Genomic DNA, 13,913 nt, shown 5'->3' on the forward strand with positions numbered 1-13,913 from the left:
ATCCGATTAATGTAGTTGGACGGCCATCCAACTACCAGTCTCAACCTAATTTTGAATCATCTGAAAATCAAAGGAAAATGGCGATATTCTAAGAAAAAATTAATTTATTGAGGGAGGAAAATTATATGTCTGGGACTGCTTGGCTTGTGTAAGAGTTATAGTGGCTGTATTATTCTATGCAATTTATAGTGTTTTTGCAAAAAAACCGATAGGTCTATATGTTTCCACAGTCGTCCATATTGTATTAGGAATTTTGTCGCTTCCTTCAATTGGTCTATATGTATTAGGTTTAGCAATTTTAGAATTAATCATAGGAATTATAATGACTATAAAAACATCGTAGTGAAGATTAATATGGTTTCGGAAGAGTAGGATGATTAACGTAATAAAGATAGCATTGGTTTATATGAGTATTATGAAATGCTTTCAGCAATCATTCAATTCTATTCATAGAAGCCACTTTAACTGGTGACTTCTATGACATATCTAATTCCCGGTGATCAGTCTCTCTTATTGCGAGGTTGTTGAGCGTTCTTGCGAATATAAATATTGTAAATAATTAGAGCTACCGCTATGATAATAATCACATATGCTGGCACATGGATCACATTTGATAAATCTAAAATCATCATGACTACGAGTATCGTTAATAACGGAATGCGTATTTTGTTATAGTACATCATCACCCTCCTTATTTAAACGCTTTCATTAATACTTAGTTTATCAAAAACGTTAACACTATCATAGTTTTATCGATCTGCTAGCACTTGTTTTACTTGTGGGGCAACTCGCTCTGCTAACAATCGTGTCGTTTTTTGTACCATTGACAGTGGCTGACCACCGAAATCAACCTGTGCGACAAAACGCTGATGGCGAAATTGTTCATATTGATATAAAATTTTATCAATAATGTCAGCAGGGGTACCAACAAATAAAGCCGATTCTTTACTTCTGATAAATTCTAAATCGGTTCTTGCTGCACCCATTGATCCACCAATTCCTTGATTCGTTATATGCTCCCAATGATTCCCGTAATACGGATAAAATTCTTCTTCTAATTCTTCTTTCGTTTCACGGATAAAAGTATGCGCATGAATCGAGATATTCGGTTGACTTAATGGCGACAGTGCTTGATTATAGGCTTGAACAAGCTTTTGATAACGGTATGGGTTGTTACCAAACATCGATATCGCTAATCCGCAATCATATGCCCCTGCTCGTTCTGCACTTTCAACTGTTCCCCCAACTCCTATGGATACTGGCAAGTTAGAAGAAGGGACACGTGGGGATATTTCGGCGCGTTCTAAAGATGGACGGAATGTTCCACTCCAAGACACACGTTCGTTTTGCTTGATTTGCAATAGTAACTGTAAATGCTCTTCAAACAATGCATCATAATCTTTTTCTTGATAGCCAAACAGCGGAAACGATTCAACAAACGCGCCTCTTCCGGCTGTAATTTCCGCTCGTCCATTGGACAAAAGATCAAGTGTAGCAAAATCCTCATAAATTCGAACAGGATCAGATGTGTTTAAAATCGTCGTTAATGCCGATAAACGGATGAAGTTGGTCCCTTGGGCAATCGCTGCTAATATCATTTGCGGAGCACTTACTGCATAATCCAACCGATGATGCTCACCGACACCGAAGAAGTCAAGCCCTACTTGATCTGCATATTCACCCATTTTCACAATATCAGCGATTCGTTTTTGAAAGCTTGGTGTTTGATTCGTATGCGGATCTTTCAGTCGTTCCGCTAACGTGGAGATACCGAATTCGAATGAACTCATTTTTCTCCCCCCTTCAGCATTTCCGACCATAATGACCACGGATAGGCTTCAGGTGGATAAGATGTCATACGTATTTCAGTCTTTCGTACGGGATGCGTAAACGCAAGTTGATGAGACCATAAAGCAATTTGTTGACCAGGTTTATTTACATTTTGCCCATACTTTTGATCTCCATATAACGGATAATTCCTTGACGCAAATTGGACACGAATTTGGTGTGGTCTCCCCGTATGTAAGTTGACTTTTACAAGACTTAATCCGTTTGATGAAGCAAGCAATTGATAATCTAGTATCGCTTTTTTCGCTTGTGTTTCTTTTTTTGAAGCCGTACGTACGAGATTTTTTTGACGATCTTTAATGATATAATCAACAAGTGTACCATCTTGATCTGGCTTTCCACGAATAATCGCTAGATACTGCTTTTCTAGTTCATTTTTTCGAATCGTATCTGATAATCTGGATGCTGCTTTGGACGTTTTAGCAAACACCATGACACCACCAACTGGTCGATCTAATCGATGCACCAATCCTAAGTAAACATTTCCAGGTTTTTGATCGCGAACTTTAATATGTTCCTTTAACTGATTGAATAGGTCTTGATCTTTGCTTTGATCTTCTTGCACCGGTACATTTACCGGTTTCTCGACAACCATTATGTGGTTATCTTCATATAAGATGGTAGCATTCATTGTATTGACACCCTTCTGTAGAAATGATCACTGATCAATGAAGACACTTTTTATGAAAAAATCACAAATTTTTTGTCATCATGAACGTTATGAAGGCAGTTTTTCTTTGATTTTAATAAAAAACTGCCTTCATTCGCCTAATGAGGACACTTTTTACATGATATTCTGCAACTTTTTGTCTTCATAAGTAGAATGAAGACACTTTTTTCTATTATTATCGTAACAAAGTGCCTTCATCTAACAACTATTTCATAAGTATCATTATCGTAACACAAGTTCATTACAAAAGAAAAAGGACTACCTTGATGGGCAGTCCTTTTGACGATTATTGTACGATTAGGGTAGCTACCATATCAGAATGGCCTTGTCCGCATTGAATGCTACAACGGATCGTATATTCACCAGGTTCTAAGTTGGCAGAGTCTGAACCATCACCTTCAATCGAAATATCTGTCCCCTCAATTGAAATACCGTGCAACCCCTCTTCATTCGTTAACTGTACAGTAACATCACCTGCGTCCACTGTGTACTCTTCTTGATCAAACTTCCAATTGCTTGCGGTAATATCGATCGTACCGTTGTTCGAAGCTGATTCATTACCGTCATCCGTTTCCTCACTATCATTACCTTCATTATCCGTTTGATCATTATTTTCAGTCGCTGTCTCATTACCGTTATCGCCATTACCTGTGTCATTATTATTTTCTCCACCGCCACATGCTGTTAACAGTACAACAAGTGTCAATGCAACTAAACTAAACAAGATTTTTTTCATATAAAAAACTCCTTTTCTTAGAAATGTTTTTTATCCATCATTTCCTATTTTCATTATAAACATACCTCATGACAGAAGACGAACAATATACTGCGTTGTCACAAAAGTTTCAAAAATGAGTGATCACCACGTTGAAGTGCGTCTATTGATATGCAATAGGATGGCGAAAAGATTCTTTCCTATCATCATTACATATAGTAAACTGAGGGCTAGCTTACATCAAGGAGTGAACAGAATGAACAGCGCTAGATTATTCGGTATCTTATGTTTAGTACCTTTATTACTAACTGGTTGTGGAACAGCTACCGAAGATACCAATCAAGCAGAGGTCTCTCATCAGACTCAGCATCAAAATCATGAAACAACACAAAAGATACCACCATCATCTGAAAATGAAAATGTCATCACTGCACAAGTAACAAGAGTCGTTGATGGCGACACAATTGAGGTGAATCGAAATGGTAATGAAGAGCGTGTTCGTCTATTATTGGTCGATACACCTGAAACGAAGCACCCCGATTTACCGGTGCAACCGTTTGGTCCCGAGGCATCAGCTTTTGCTAAAGAAATACTTACTGGAGAGAACGTTCAATTAGAATTTGATGGGCCGAAGCGAGATCACTATGACCGGTTGCTCGCTTACATATGGATAAATGGTGAGAATTTTAACAAACGCTTATTAGAAGAAGGTCTTGCACGATATGCTTACGTTTATGATCCGCCATATACACATGCCGATGACATGATGAAAGCGCAAAATCGCGCCAAAGAAGCCGAAAAAGGTATATGGAGTATCGACAACTACGTCCATGAAGAAGGATTTCAACAAAATGGGGAAACGGATGCAGATACTTCTGAACATACGCAAGCATCCTATAGCAATTGTAGTGAAGCAAGAAAAGCTGGTGTCACACCACTATACGAAGGCGATGAAGGTTATGGTACCCATCTTGACCGTGATGGTGACGGTGTCGCTTGTGAATAAACGGCACACACCATTAGTCGTTAGAAACGAAAAAACTGGTTTGTATTTTCTTCCAATTGCTTATCGACTTCATCAACAGTCATCTTTTTTATATTAGCAATGGTATGAATCGATTGAGACATCATTTTCGGATGGGTCATTTCGCCTTGAAATGGCCCTTTAAATGGCCATGGACCATCCGTTTCCACCATCAACTGTGAAACTGGATAATGATCAATTAATTTTTGAATTTCGGCTTCATATACACAATCAGGCGTGACCGAAATCATATAGCCGTTCTGCTGGATTCGTTCTACGGTTTTCATGTCACCTTTAAACCAATGAAAGTGGGCTTTTTCAATCTGGTATTTTTCCAACAAATCACACACAACGTCCGCATCCTCATAAATCGCATGAAGCACAATCGGTAAATTACACCTTTTGGCCACCTGAACAAAACGCTCGAATAAATCAATATAAGATGGTAAATCAATACGAGGTTCTTTCTTTCTTTTATAATACGGAAGACCAACTTCTCCCACAGCGACAATCTCAGACTGATAGGTGTCAATCCATTCAATGATTCGATCCATTTCCTTTCTCGATGGCAACGACTGTTCTGGATGCCAACCAAATGCCGGAAAAACGCGTTGATCCTGTTGATGTAATTGCCACACGCGTTGACAAGAATCTAAATCACTCGCAACAGCTATCACCTTGCGTATATCATACTGCTCGAACTCTTGTAATAATAAATCTTGCTCGTCTGGTTGATACCAATCTAGATGAATATGCGCATCGATCATCTTCATTCACCTCTTAATGTTTGATAGATTTGCTTTTTCATTGCTATGAAATCATTCGTTAACATCACATCTTCTGACCTTGGTCTATCAAACGTAACATTTATTTCCTCCATTACATTTGCGGGTTTTTCACTCAACACGAGGATACGATCAGACAAAAAAATCGCTTCTTCAATATTATGAGTCACAAATAATACGGACGGACGCTCTTCTTCCCATATGGATAAAAGCCATTTTTGCATGTCGACACGCGTAAATTCATCCAATGCCGAAAACGGTTCATCTAAACAAATAAATGATTGCGGGCTCAGTAAACTACGCACAAATGCCGCTCGTTGGCGCATCCCACCCGAAAGTTCAGCAGGATATGCATCGATATAATCACCTAAACCAGCACGTTGAAGCATTTGTTTCGCTTTTTCCTTGTCTGGTTTTCCAAAAAGTTCTGCACCAAGTATGACATTTTCGATGATCGTTCGCCACGGAAATAGTGACGGGCTCTGTGGCATATAACTAATCGATCCTGTCTGTCCATTGATGTTTTCTCCATCTAAATAAATCGTTCCATGATTGGGTTGAAGTAATCCTCCAATTAAATGAAAAACAGTGCTCTTACCACTTCCAGATGGGCCAAGCAAGGATACGAATTCACCTTCTGCCACGTGTAGATTTAAACCTTGTAACACCGTTTGGGGTCCAAAATCCTTAGTCAGTGACTGAATATCTAATACACTCATGATTGGTCTTCCTTTCCGCTGGACTGTGAGCGAATCAGCAATTTCTCAGCTAATAAAATCAACCCGAAAAATACCATACAAAGCACCATGATAATAAAAATCGCAACAAATACCCGATCCGTGCGAAATGATGAAGAAGCTAACGTCATATAGACACCAATTCCGCGATTACCGCCAAGCCACTCAGAAATAACAGCTCCCATCACACTATATGTCGCTGATATTTTTAAACCAGAGAACATGGACGGCAATGAATAAGGGAATTCTAGTTTCGTGAAAATTTGTCGTTTCTGAGCACCAGCCATTTTCATATAATGGATTAAATCTTGATCCGTTCGCTTCAAGCCATCGATCATATTGACCGCAATTGGAAAAAAACAAACAAGCGTAATGATGATAAGTTTGGGTAAATCGTCGAATCCGAACCAAGTGACTAACAAAGGTGCTAGTACAATAATCGGAATATTTTGCGATAAAATCATTAACGGATAAACCGCTTGATGAACTTTCGGTAAAAGGTGCAGCATGACGGCAACCATTATCCCAACACTGACCCCAATGACAAAACCGACCAACGTCAAATGAACAGTTGACAACACGTGATGATGATAATCACGCCAACCTTGCACAATTTCTACGCCAATTTCTGTTGGCGTTGGGAGCAACCAAGAAGGAACTTGAAACATACGACATGCAAATTCCCATCCGACCAAGATAACAAACATGACGAGCGCTGGACGCCATGCCTGATGGAACCAGTTTTTCATAAAGTTGCCCCCCTTTTTTCATCCAGTTCATAACATTGTACTAGTTAGCGATATTTTTGCGTTAAATCATCCATCGATGCTTGCTCATCTTTTCGTGAATAAACCTTAATTTGCAGAATATTGCTCTCACAACCCCATTCATGCATCCTTTGGTTCATGGTCTCAATCACTTGTAATAATTCCGAAAGTTCACCTTCCATCGTTGTTTCTAGTGGATTGACTTGATACTTTACATTGGCTGCTTCAATGACTTGAATAGCTTCATCAACAAACGGAATTACGTCTTCTCCATTTGGTGTATTCGGTATAATTTGAACACTGACTAATGCATTTGCCATCGTGATGCACTCCTTTCGGTGTTATTCTGGTAAAAATTCGTTGGTAAACGCCCCATTCACATCTAACTTAGAATCTAGTAAATCATTTTCATACATCCAATCCGCATAATTGGACCATACTTCTTCCGTTTGGATGCCCCATTGTTCAGCGTCATCTTGATATCTAGGTGACAACCATTTTTGGCTTTCTCTTACTAATTCTTCATCTAAATCTGGCGCCGCTTCAATTAGAATATCGGCTGCTTCTTCTGGTTGATCAATTGCAAACTTATATCCTTTGCTTACGGCTTTCATTAGTTTCCGTACAGTTTCTGGGTTGTCATTGATCATCGTTTCATTCGTCGTAATCACGGGCGTATAGTAGTCTAGTTTTTCCGAGTAATCTGTTAAATACATCATTTCTAAATCAATGCCACGGAGTTCTGCTTCGATACCATCCCAACCATAGTAAATCCAAGCAAAATCGATATTACGCTCAAAAGCAGTAAAAATATCCGTATTCCCGATATTTGTAATCTTAACATCTTCAACGGAAGCTCCTTCTTGCTTCATCAAAGAATCAATGACCGCTGATTCTACTGGCGCACCCCAGCCGCCATATGTTTTTCCAGCAAAATCCGCTGGTGACGTAATATTTTTTTCAACTGGTGCTGCAAAGCCAGACGTATTATGTTGAATGACCGCACCAATGGAAACGATCGGTATATCTTGAACGCGTGCTTCCGTCACACTTTCTTGTGCGCTAATACCAAACTGAGCCTCACCAGAAGCGACGATTTTATCCGCACTTGTTTCACCTGGTGTTATGATCTCGACATCAAGTCCTTGTTCTTTAAAGTACCCTTTGTCTTTCGCTACATATAATCCCGTATGATTCGTGTTTGGTGTCCAGTCCAAAACAAAAGTCACTTCGGTTAACTCATCACTACTTCCATTCTTTTGTCCCTCTTCTTGATTAGCGGAACAAGCCGCTAAAACGACTAAACTACATAAAATAATGATTGCTTTTTTCATTCTTTTTCCTCCTTCTTATGTTGAAACGAGGAACATATAAGAAAAAGCCCTAGACAAAAGCCTAGGGCGCATAATCGATTTCATCATCTCATATGTTCCCTACGCTGGTTCTAACCAGTTCAGGTTCTAAGGGTCAGTATCTTACGGATACAATCTCAACCGGCAACACCGGTCCCCCTACATGCAAACATTTATAATTGTACAATATACACTGTGACATATCTCATCCGTTTTATCAAGTCAAAAAAATGGACCTTCTTCATGATAAGAAGATCCATTCGAGATTGTTAGCCGTGAATTTTATTTGTAATTTCGACAACGCGATGGGCTTGATGTCTCACAGCAGCTTCTACATCTTCAACCATTGAGCCGTCTTCTTGGCTTTGGGTTACACTCGTACCATAAGGGTTACCACCGGCAGCAAAAATACTGTCATCTGTATAACCAGGAGATACGATGATTGTTCCCCAGTGCATCATGGATGTATAGAGAGCTTGAACTGTCGCTTCTTGTCCACCATGCGCGTTAGAAGCTGAAGTGATACCAGAAACTACTTTATTTACCGTTTTACCAGTTGCCCACAAACCACCTTGTTCATCTAAAAACTGCTTCATTTGTGCTGGCAGATTTCCAAAACGTGTTGGCATCGCAAAAATAATTGCATCGGCCCATTCAATATCATCAGAAGTTGCTACAGGTACATCTTTTGTTTCTTCTAAATGATTTTTCCATGCTTCATTTGAATTGATGGCTGCCTCTGGTGCTGTTTCGCGTACACGTACGACTTTCGCCTCTGCACCTGCGTTTTTCGCAGCACCCGCTGCCCAATTTGCCATTTGATAGTTCGTACCTGTTGAACTATAATAAATAACCGCTACATTTGCCATATTGACATCTCCTTTTTTTACATGATTTATCAGTTTTCTTTTCCCCAAAACATGTGAATATCATACATGAAGAAAAGCACCCTACATATATTATCGTATTCATTATCTTTAATTCAAGATAATTGCTTAAAAAATATCATCGTCTAAGTAAAAAAACAGCTGCCGTAGCAACTGTCTCATTTCCCTGTAGCAGCAAATGTTTTTATTCTTTCCGCAATCTCATCACGTACACGTTGAAACATTGCCCATTTTTCATCCTCAGTCCCTTTAGCCTTTGCTGGATCATCAAAGCCCCAATGCTCATTACGAACATTCGAAGGGATGACTGGACATTTGTCACGAGCGTCTCCGCACAGAGTGACAACCATATCAGCATGATTTAAAATGGCTGGATCGATTTTTTCTGATTGTTGATGCGATATATCAATACCGACTTCATTCATTGCTTCTACTGCCTTTGGATTGAGTCCGTGTGCTTCAATACCAGCACTATACACATTCCACTCGTCACCTAGATATTTTTTCCCCCATCCTTCTGCCATTTGGCTACGACAGGAATTTCCCGTACATAAAAAGTAAATCGTTTTTTTCGCCATTATCTTTCTCACCTTTCGTTAATAAATTAATAATGTAACATACAATCCAACAAGTGTTGCAAATAAAATGGGGATGGTTAATATAATACCTGTTTTAAAATACGTACCCCAAGAAATCTTTACACCTTTTTGGGCTAATACATGTAGCCATAACAACGTTGCTAATGAACCAATCGGGGTAATTTTTGGCCCTAAATCTGAACCGATCACATTCGCATAAATCAGCGCTTCTTTTAACACACCTGACGTATTCGTTTCGGCTATGGCCAGCGCATCAATCATAACGGTTGGCATATTATTCATAACCGATGATAATATAGCTGCTAAAAATCCCATCCCGATCGTTGCACTAAACAAACCTTGGTCTGCACTCCATTGAATGAGTTGTGCTAATACATCGGTTAAGCCAGCATTGCGTAATCCATAAACAACGACATACATACCGATCGAGAAAAAGACAATTTCCCATGGTGCCCCTTTAACAACTGAAGCCGTATGAACCGCTGAACTATTTCTTGCCATAAATAGAAAGAAAATGGCTATAACACCAGCAATAATAGATACTGGGATGGCAATAAACTCACTAACAAAATAACCGATTAATAGTACGGCTAACACATACCAAGAGAGATGAAACATTTTCAAATCACCAATCGCATCAGCTGGCCGCTTGAGCTGTTCGAACGGATATGTTTTCGGAATGTTTTTACGAAAATAGACATATAAAACGGTGATCGTCGCTATGATAGAAAACAAGTTCGGAATCACCATGCGTGATGCATACTCGATAAATCCAATCTCAAAAAAGTCTGCTGATACAATATTGACGAGGTTACTTACAATAAAAGGTAACGATGTTGTATCCGCAATAAAACCGCTGGCCATAATAAATGGAAATACCATCTGTTCTTTCAATTGCAAATTTCGCACCATCGCTAACACAATGGGGGTCAATATTAACGCGGCACCGTCATTAGCGAAGAAAGCTGCCACTACTGAACCTAGCAAACTGACATAGACAAACATCCTTACACCATTACCATGTGCGATACGTGCCATATGCAAGGCTGCCCACTCAAAAAAGCCAATCTCGTCTAAAATTAATGAAATTAAAATAATGGCTACAAAGGCAAGTGTCGCATTCCAGACAATGCTTGTTACTTCCCAAACATCTTGCATTCCGACTACACCCACTAATAAAGCGATCATTGCACCGCCACATGCTGAGTAGCCGATCGATAAACCTTTCGGTTGCCATATAACAAATATTAATGTAACGAGAAATATACCAACCGCTACTATCACATCAAACAAATAAACTCCCCCTCATGACATCCTAACAACAATTGATTCGTGTCCCCTTTTTCTCTAATTCAATGAATTTCTCTTCTTGACTGGGCAATTTCTCTAAAATGGACAGAAGAAAATCATACGATTCGCTTTCTTTATTTAAGGAATAGAACATCCATTGCCCTTTTCGTTCTTCTTGAATAAGACCTGCATCACGTAATTTACGTAAATGTTGGCTGATTGATGGCTGACTCATAGAAAAAATCTCGACAAACTCACACACACAAAAAGATTGATTTTCTAGTAATTTCACAATCGTCAATCTTGTTTTATCGCTTAAAAGTTTTAAAACTTTTGTGACTTGCGACATATCTAACATTTGATCTATTTTCATATACATCCCTCATTTCGATATGAATGCTACATAATCATATAACAATTTACTTATATGTTCAAATGATTTTTCAAATTCACAAAAAAAGAGACACCCCCTAATGAAGCATCTCCGAACTTAACATTAAACCCTACTCTTCTGTTGATCGACCTGATTCTTTTTTTGATAGTTTATCACGATCTGCTGCAGTTGGCGGTTCTTCCAACCAACCTCTACATATTGAAATATTCATACCATCATCCAGATATTTGGCTATTCCCGCCGTTAACGATGCAAATTTCATGTGTAAATCGTGTCTAAACACATTCGATAGTGCTATTCCAAAATTTTCAATCCCTATCTTGCTTGCTAATGAGGTGTGATACAACATAAGCTTATCCGAATATGGCGGAATCGTTGAGTCCGTAATGTGGGTATCAAGCAATTTGGGAGTGGGTAAATTCTCCTTCATTAAAAAAGCGCCAAGTTTATTAATTTGTTTTTCAGCTCTTTTAGATCCTTGTTTAAAATATTTCGTTAACTGTTCTGACGAAGTGACTTGACTAAATCCCAGTAATAATGCTTTCCCTAAGACATTCGTGTTTACATTAATTTGTAAATGTTTAATTTCTAATCCAGTTAATGGTCTTAATTTTCCTGAAAAATACGAAATAAATGACTGATCTTCAATAAAATCAACTTTTTTGGGATAAGGAATGTTGGGTGGTGCAATATCCATCCCTTTGGACAAGAGAAGGTTTATCCCTTCTTTATATATGTTCATTGTTTCCCGTATACACATTTCAAAATATTCGATAATGTCACTTCTTGATGAAGTAGAAAGTGCATTACCATATGTCATTACACCAGCTCTAGACATTTCTGTTATATAAAAAACCATAAAAAGATCACTGAACAATGCAGGTGCTTCTTTTCGAATATCTTCCTCACCAAACCCTACAGGTACTGGTATTTGCTCATTTTGATACAAATACCGGAGAAAAGACAGATGTTTCTTCGTTAATGCTAGATTTGATTCAATAAACACTTTTATCTCTTTATCTTTGACAACTTCCAAATGGTGCGTAAAAACACAATAAAATAAAGAATCGCCTAGATAATTTGCAAACAAATCACCTAATTCTGCAGAAGTTAACGGTCTATGCTTTTGATGTTCTTTCATTTGTTCTGAAGAACCGCTCGAATCCATGCTTTTCCTCCTAAATATTATATTTAGAATATAGCATTTGTAATAGATCAAATTTTAAACATTCAGAACACGTCAACCTATTTATTAAAAAGAGAAAAATGATTTATTTACATTTATCAATCGTCATATAACGTTCATTGCTTCCTGTCCTAAATTCGCTATAATAAGATGTAGTTGTAAAACAATTTGGGAGGGCATGAAATGAAAAAATGGTTATTCATTGTATGCGTGAGTATAATCGCTTTTGTTGGTTGTAGCGAGCAAAACAATTCAGCGTCGAATGAAAACGAGCAAGAAGATGAATTAAAGAAATTAGAAGTAGCCTTTAAACTCCCCGAAGAAGCTCGTACTGGAGAAAAAGTAACATTAGAAGCAACGGTCACTTATGGTGGGGAACCCGTCGAAGATGCTGAAGAAATGAACTTTGAATATTGGAACGTCGAAAATGCAAAAAATACCACAACTGTTGAATCCTCTCCTCAAGGTGAAGGGGTATATACAGCAGAAGTGACATTTGATCAAGCAGGAACGTACGAAATTTATGCACATACAACTGCAGAAAGCTATCATACCATGCCAAAGAAATCAATTACGATCAACGAATAAAAGCAGTGTGAAATCACACTGCTTTTATTTGATAAATGGTATTGAAATTGGAATCCGATATTTCTCTCCTTGATATGCTTTTACCGCAGCAATAATCGTAAAAATAAGTGCCAAAAGTCCGACAACAAAAATCAAGAAAAATCCGATAATAACGAGCATAAATACCGCTGAAACAATTGAATAAATTGCAATTGAAATAGCAAAATTCAAATATTCCTTACCATGAAAATCAACTAACTCCGATTCTTCTCGTTTGATTAACCAAATTAGTAACGGTCCAATAACCGTCGTAAAAAAACTAGTTAAATAAATGAGCATGGCTAATAATCCTTCATCTTTAGCATTCATTCTTTCACCCCACTTTCTGTTTTTATTGTATCATAATTCACTTTATTGTCATTAGTCGTAATATATACCCCGTCTCCTTCAATAAATATGGTTAGATTGGATATAATAAAAATAACTTATTAAAATGAGGGTGTCTTATGCAAAATCAGATGATGTATGATTTGATCGGAATTGGTATCGGGCCTTATAATTTGGGCTTAGCAGCACTAACAGAGGAACGTGGGAATCTAAAAACAATTTTCTTTGATCAAAATGGCCAATTCTCCTGGCATCCTGGTATGCTTATTCATGGTGCCGACTTACAAGTATCCTTCCTCGCAGATTTAGTTACCTTTGCGAATCCAACGAGTCGTTTTTCCTTTTTACAATACTTACATCAGCACAATCGCTTATATAAATTTTTCTTCTTTCATAAATTAGAAATGCCGCGAAATGAATATGCAGCTTATTTACAATGGGTCGCCGAACAATTGCCAAAATGCCATTTTCAGTCTGAAGTTCAAGACGTAATCGATCACGGGGATCATTATGAAGTTGTGGTCTATCATTGGGGTGTGCCCACACATCAGTCATACTTTGCTAAACATGTGGTGATGGGCACGGGGAGTAAGCCTTTGGTGCCATTTGATATCGATGAAACAGACAATGAAAACGTGCATCATTCAAGCCAGTATTTATACCATAAAGATCGAACGATAAAAGCGAAGCATATTACTGTTGTCG

Annotated in this window: 18 protein-coding genes and 1 riboswitch; of the genes, 3 read left to right on the forward strand and 15 right to left on the reverse strand. The window is 38.2% G+C overall.

Features of this window, described 5'->3' with window-relative positions; translation table 11 throughout:
* Positions 1 to 500 precede the first annotated feature (500 nt).
* The 4 genes from J416_RS06220 to J416_RS06235 all read right to left on the reverse strand — a co-directional run bounded on the left by J416_RS06220 (position 501) and on the right by J416_RS06235 (position 3,254).
* Positions 501 to 680 (reverse strand): hypothetical protein, encoded by a 180-nt coding sequence (locus J416_RS06220; RefSeq protein ID WP_040513079.1) that lies wholly within the window; start codon positions 678 to 680, stop codon positions 501 to 503.
* A gap of 69 nt (positions 681 to 749) precedes the next feature.
* Positions 750 to 1,790: an LLM class flavin-dependent oxidoreductase gene (locus tag J416_RS06225; RefSeq protein WP_003466933.1), complete on the reverse strand. Its 1,041-nt coding sequence runs from the start codon at positions 1,788 to 1,790 to the stop codon at positions 750 to 752.
* Positions 1,787 to 2,479, reverse strand: coding sequence for an RluA family pseudouridine synthase (locus J416_RS06230; RefSeq protein ID WP_003466934.1), 693 nt, complete (start codon positions 2,477 to 2,479; stop codon positions 1,787 to 1,789). The genes J416_RS06225 and J416_RS06230 overlap by 4 nt, the downstream gene beginning before the upstream one ends.
* A 325-nt stretch (positions 2,480 to 2,804) precedes the next feature.
* Positions 2,805 to 3,254, reverse strand: a complete 450-nt coding sequence (locus J416_RS06235) for a cupredoxin domain-containing protein (protein WP_003466937.1) — start codon at positions 3,252 to 3,254, stop codon at positions 2,805 to 2,807.
* Between the two features lie 235 nt (positions 3,255 to 3,489).
* Here J416_RS06235 and J416_RS06240 point away from each other — a divergent pair, with 235 nt between their 5' ends.
* Positions 3,490 to 4,239, forward strand: a complete 750-nt coding sequence (locus J416_RS06240) for a thermonuclease family protein (protein WP_003466938.1) — start codon at positions 3,490 to 3,492, stop codon at positions 4,237 to 4,239.
* Between the two features lie 20 nt (positions 4,240 to 4,259).
* Here the strand turns inward: J416_RS06240 and J416_RS06245 are convergent, their stop codons facing one another.
* From J416_RS06245 to J416_RS06290, 10 genes are all read right to left on the reverse strand, one after another.
* The gene (locus J416_RS06245) at positions 4,260 to 5,024 is read right to left on the reverse strand and encodes a TatD family hydrolase (RefSeq protein ID WP_003466941.1); all 765 of its coding nucleotides are present in this window, start codon (positions 5,022 to 5,024) and stop codon (positions 4,260 to 4,262) included.
* Between the two features lie 2 nt (positions 5,025 to 5,026).
* The gene (locus tag J416_RS06250; RefSeq protein ID WP_003466944.1) at positions 5,027 to 5,761 is read right to left on the reverse strand and encodes an ABC transporter ATP-binding protein; all 735 of its coding nucleotides are present in this window, start codon (positions 5,759 to 5,761) and stop codon (positions 5,027 to 5,029) included.
* A complete protein-coding gene (locus J416_RS06255) occupies positions 5,758 to 6,528 on the reverse strand; it encodes an ABC transporter permease (RefSeq protein ID WP_003466947.1) in 771 nt (256 codons plus the stop codon). Before J416_RS06255 ends, J416_RS06250 begins: the two co-directional genes overlap by 4 nt.
* Before the next feature lie 44 nt (positions 6,529 to 6,572).
* Positions 6,573 to 6,866 (reverse strand): MTH1187 family thiamine-binding protein, encoded by a 294-nt coding sequence (locus J416_RS06260; protein ID WP_003466949.1) that lies wholly within the window; start codon positions 6,864 to 6,866, stop codon positions 6,573 to 6,575.
* A gap of 21 nt (positions 6,867 to 6,887) precedes the next feature.
* Positions 6,888 to 7,880, reverse strand: coding sequence for an ABC transporter substrate-binding protein (locus tag J416_RS06265; RefSeq protein ID WP_003466952.1), 993 nt, complete (start codon positions 7,878 to 7,880; stop codon positions 6,888 to 6,890).
* A 79-nt stretch (positions 7,881 to 7,959) separates the two neighbouring features.
* Positions 7,960 to 8,069, reverse strand: a riboswitch (TPP riboswitch).
* Between the two features lie 98 nt (positions 8,070 to 8,167).
* Positions 8,168 to 8,767, reverse strand: a complete 600-nt coding sequence (gene wrbA, locus J416_RS06270; protein WP_003466954.1) for an NAD(P)H:quinone oxidoreductase — start codon at positions 8,765 to 8,767, stop codon at positions 8,168 to 8,170.
* Between the two features lie 176 nt (positions 8,768 to 8,943).
* Entirely contained in the window at positions 8,944 to 9,363 is a 420-nt protein-coding gene (arsC, locus tag J416_RS06275; RefSeq protein ID WP_003466956.1) for an arsenate reductase (thioredoxin), read from the reverse strand.
* 18 nt (positions 9,364 to 9,381) lie between these two features.
* Positions 9,382 to 10,677: an arsenic transporter gene (locus J416_RS06280; RefSeq protein ID WP_040513083.1), complete on the reverse strand. Its 1,296-nt coding sequence runs from the start codon at positions 10,675 to 10,677 to the stop codon at positions 9,382 to 9,384.
* A 22-nt stretch (positions 10,678 to 10,699) separates the two neighbouring features.
* On the reverse strand, positions 10,700 to 11,047 hold the full coding sequence (locus tag J416_RS06285; RefSeq protein ID WP_003466958.1) for an ArsR/SmtB family transcription factor: 348 nt from the start codon (positions 11,045 to 11,047) through the stop codon (positions 10,700 to 10,702).
* Positions 11,048 to 11,177: 130 nt separating this feature from the next.
* Entirely contained in the window at positions 11,178 to 12,236 is a 1,059-nt protein-coding gene (locus tag J416_RS06290) for a DUF3231 family protein (protein WP_003466966.1), read from the reverse strand.
* 201 nt (positions 12,237 to 12,437) lie between these two features.
* Between J416_RS06290 and J416_RS06295 the strand changes: the two genes are divergently transcribed.
* The gene (locus tag J416_RS06295) at positions 12,438 to 12,842 is read left to right on the forward strand and encodes a FixH family protein (protein WP_003466967.1); all 405 of its coding nucleotides are present in this window, start codon (positions 12,438 to 12,440) and stop codon (positions 12,840 to 12,842) included.
* A gap of 24 nt (positions 12,843 to 12,866) precedes the next feature.
* Here J416_RS06295 and J416_RS06300 read toward each other — a convergent pair whose 3' ends face one another.
* Positions 12,867 to 13,190 (reverse strand): DUF4870 domain-containing protein, encoded by a 324-nt coding sequence (locus J416_RS06300; RefSeq protein WP_003466968.1) that lies wholly within the window; start codon positions 13,188 to 13,190, stop codon positions 12,867 to 12,869.
* A 137-nt stretch (positions 13,191 to 13,327) separates the two neighbouring features.
* On the opposite strand from J416_RS06300, the gene J416_RS06305 reads away from it, so the two are divergent.
* Positions 13,328 to 13,913 (forward strand): SidA/IucD/PvdA family monooxygenase (locus J416_RS06305; protein WP_003466969.1); only part of this gene is annotated, 586 nt, incomplete at its 3' end.

This window comes from Gracilibacillus halophilus YIM-C55.5 (assembly GCF_000359605.1).
Taxonomy (GTDB): Bacteria; Bacillota; Bacilli; order Bacillales; family Amphibacillaceae; genus Gracilibacillus; species Gracilibacillus halophilus.

What these genes read in the sequence shown, in the direction of transcription:
- J416_RS06220 (WP_040513079.1), bottom strand. Translation starts at nt 680, where the DNA reads ATGTACTATAACAAAATACGCATTCCGTTATTAACGATACTCGTAGTC.
- J416_RS06225 (WP_003466933.1), bottom strand. Translation starts at nt 1,790, where the DNA reads ATGAGTTCATTCGAATTCGGTATCTCCACGTTAGCGGAACGACTGAAA.
- J416_RS06230 (WP_003466934.1), bottom strand. Translation starts at nt 2,479, where the DNA reads ATGAATGCTACCATCTTATATGAAGATAACCACATAATGGTTGTCGAG.
- J416_RS06235 (WP_003466937.1), bottom strand. Translation starts at nt 3,254, where the DNA reads ATGAAAAAAATCTTGTTTAGTTTAGTTGCATTGACACTTGTTGTACTG.
- J416_RS06240 (WP_003466938.1), top strand. Translation starts at nt 3,490, where the DNA reads ATGAACAGCGCTAGATTATTCGGTATCTTATGTTTAGTACCTTTATTA.
- J416_RS06245 (WP_003466941.1), bottom strand. Translation starts at nt 5,024, where the DNA reads ATGATCGATGCGCATATTCATCTAGATTGGTATCAACCAGACGAGCAA.
- J416_RS06250 (WP_003466944.1), bottom strand. Translation starts at nt 5,761, where the DNA reads ATGAGTGTATTAGATATTCAGTCACTGACTAAGGATTTTGGACCCCAA.
- J416_RS06255 (WP_003466947.1), bottom strand. Translation starts at nt 6,528, where the DNA reads ATGAAAAACTGGTTCCATCAGGCATGGCGTCCAGCGCTCGTCATGTTT.
- J416_RS06260 (WP_003466949.1), bottom strand. Translation starts at nt 6,866, where the DNA reads ATGGCAAATGCATTAGTCAGTGTTCAAATTATACCGAATACACCAAAT.
- J416_RS06265 (WP_003466952.1), bottom strand. Translation starts at nt 7,880, where the DNA reads ATGAAAAAAGCAATCATTATTTTATGTAGTTTAGTCGTTTTAGCGGCT.
- wrbA (WP_003466954.1), bottom strand. Translation starts at nt 8,767, where the DNA reads ATGGCAAATGTAGCGGTTATTTATTATAGTTCAACAGGTACGAACTAT.
- arsC (WP_003466956.1), bottom strand. Translation starts at nt 9,363, where the DNA reads ATGGCGAAAAAAACGATTTACTTTTTATGTACGGGAAATTCCTGTCGT.
- J416_RS06285 (WP_003466958.1), bottom strand. Translation starts at nt 11,047, where the DNA reads ATGAAAATAGATCAAATGTTAGATATGTCGCAAGTCACAAAAGTTTTA.
- J416_RS06290 (WP_003466966.1), bottom strand. Translation starts at nt 12,236, where the DNA reads ATGGATTCGAGCGGTTCTTCAGAACAAATGAAAGAACATCAAAAGCAT.
- J416_RS06295 (WP_003466967.1), top strand. Translation starts at nt 12,438, where the DNA reads ATGAAAAAATGGTTATTCATTGTATGCGTGAGTATAATCGCTTTTGTT.
- J416_RS06300 (WP_003466968.1), bottom strand. Translation starts at nt 13,190, where the DNA reads ATGAATGCTAAAGATGAAGGATTATTAGCCATGCTCATTTATTTAACT.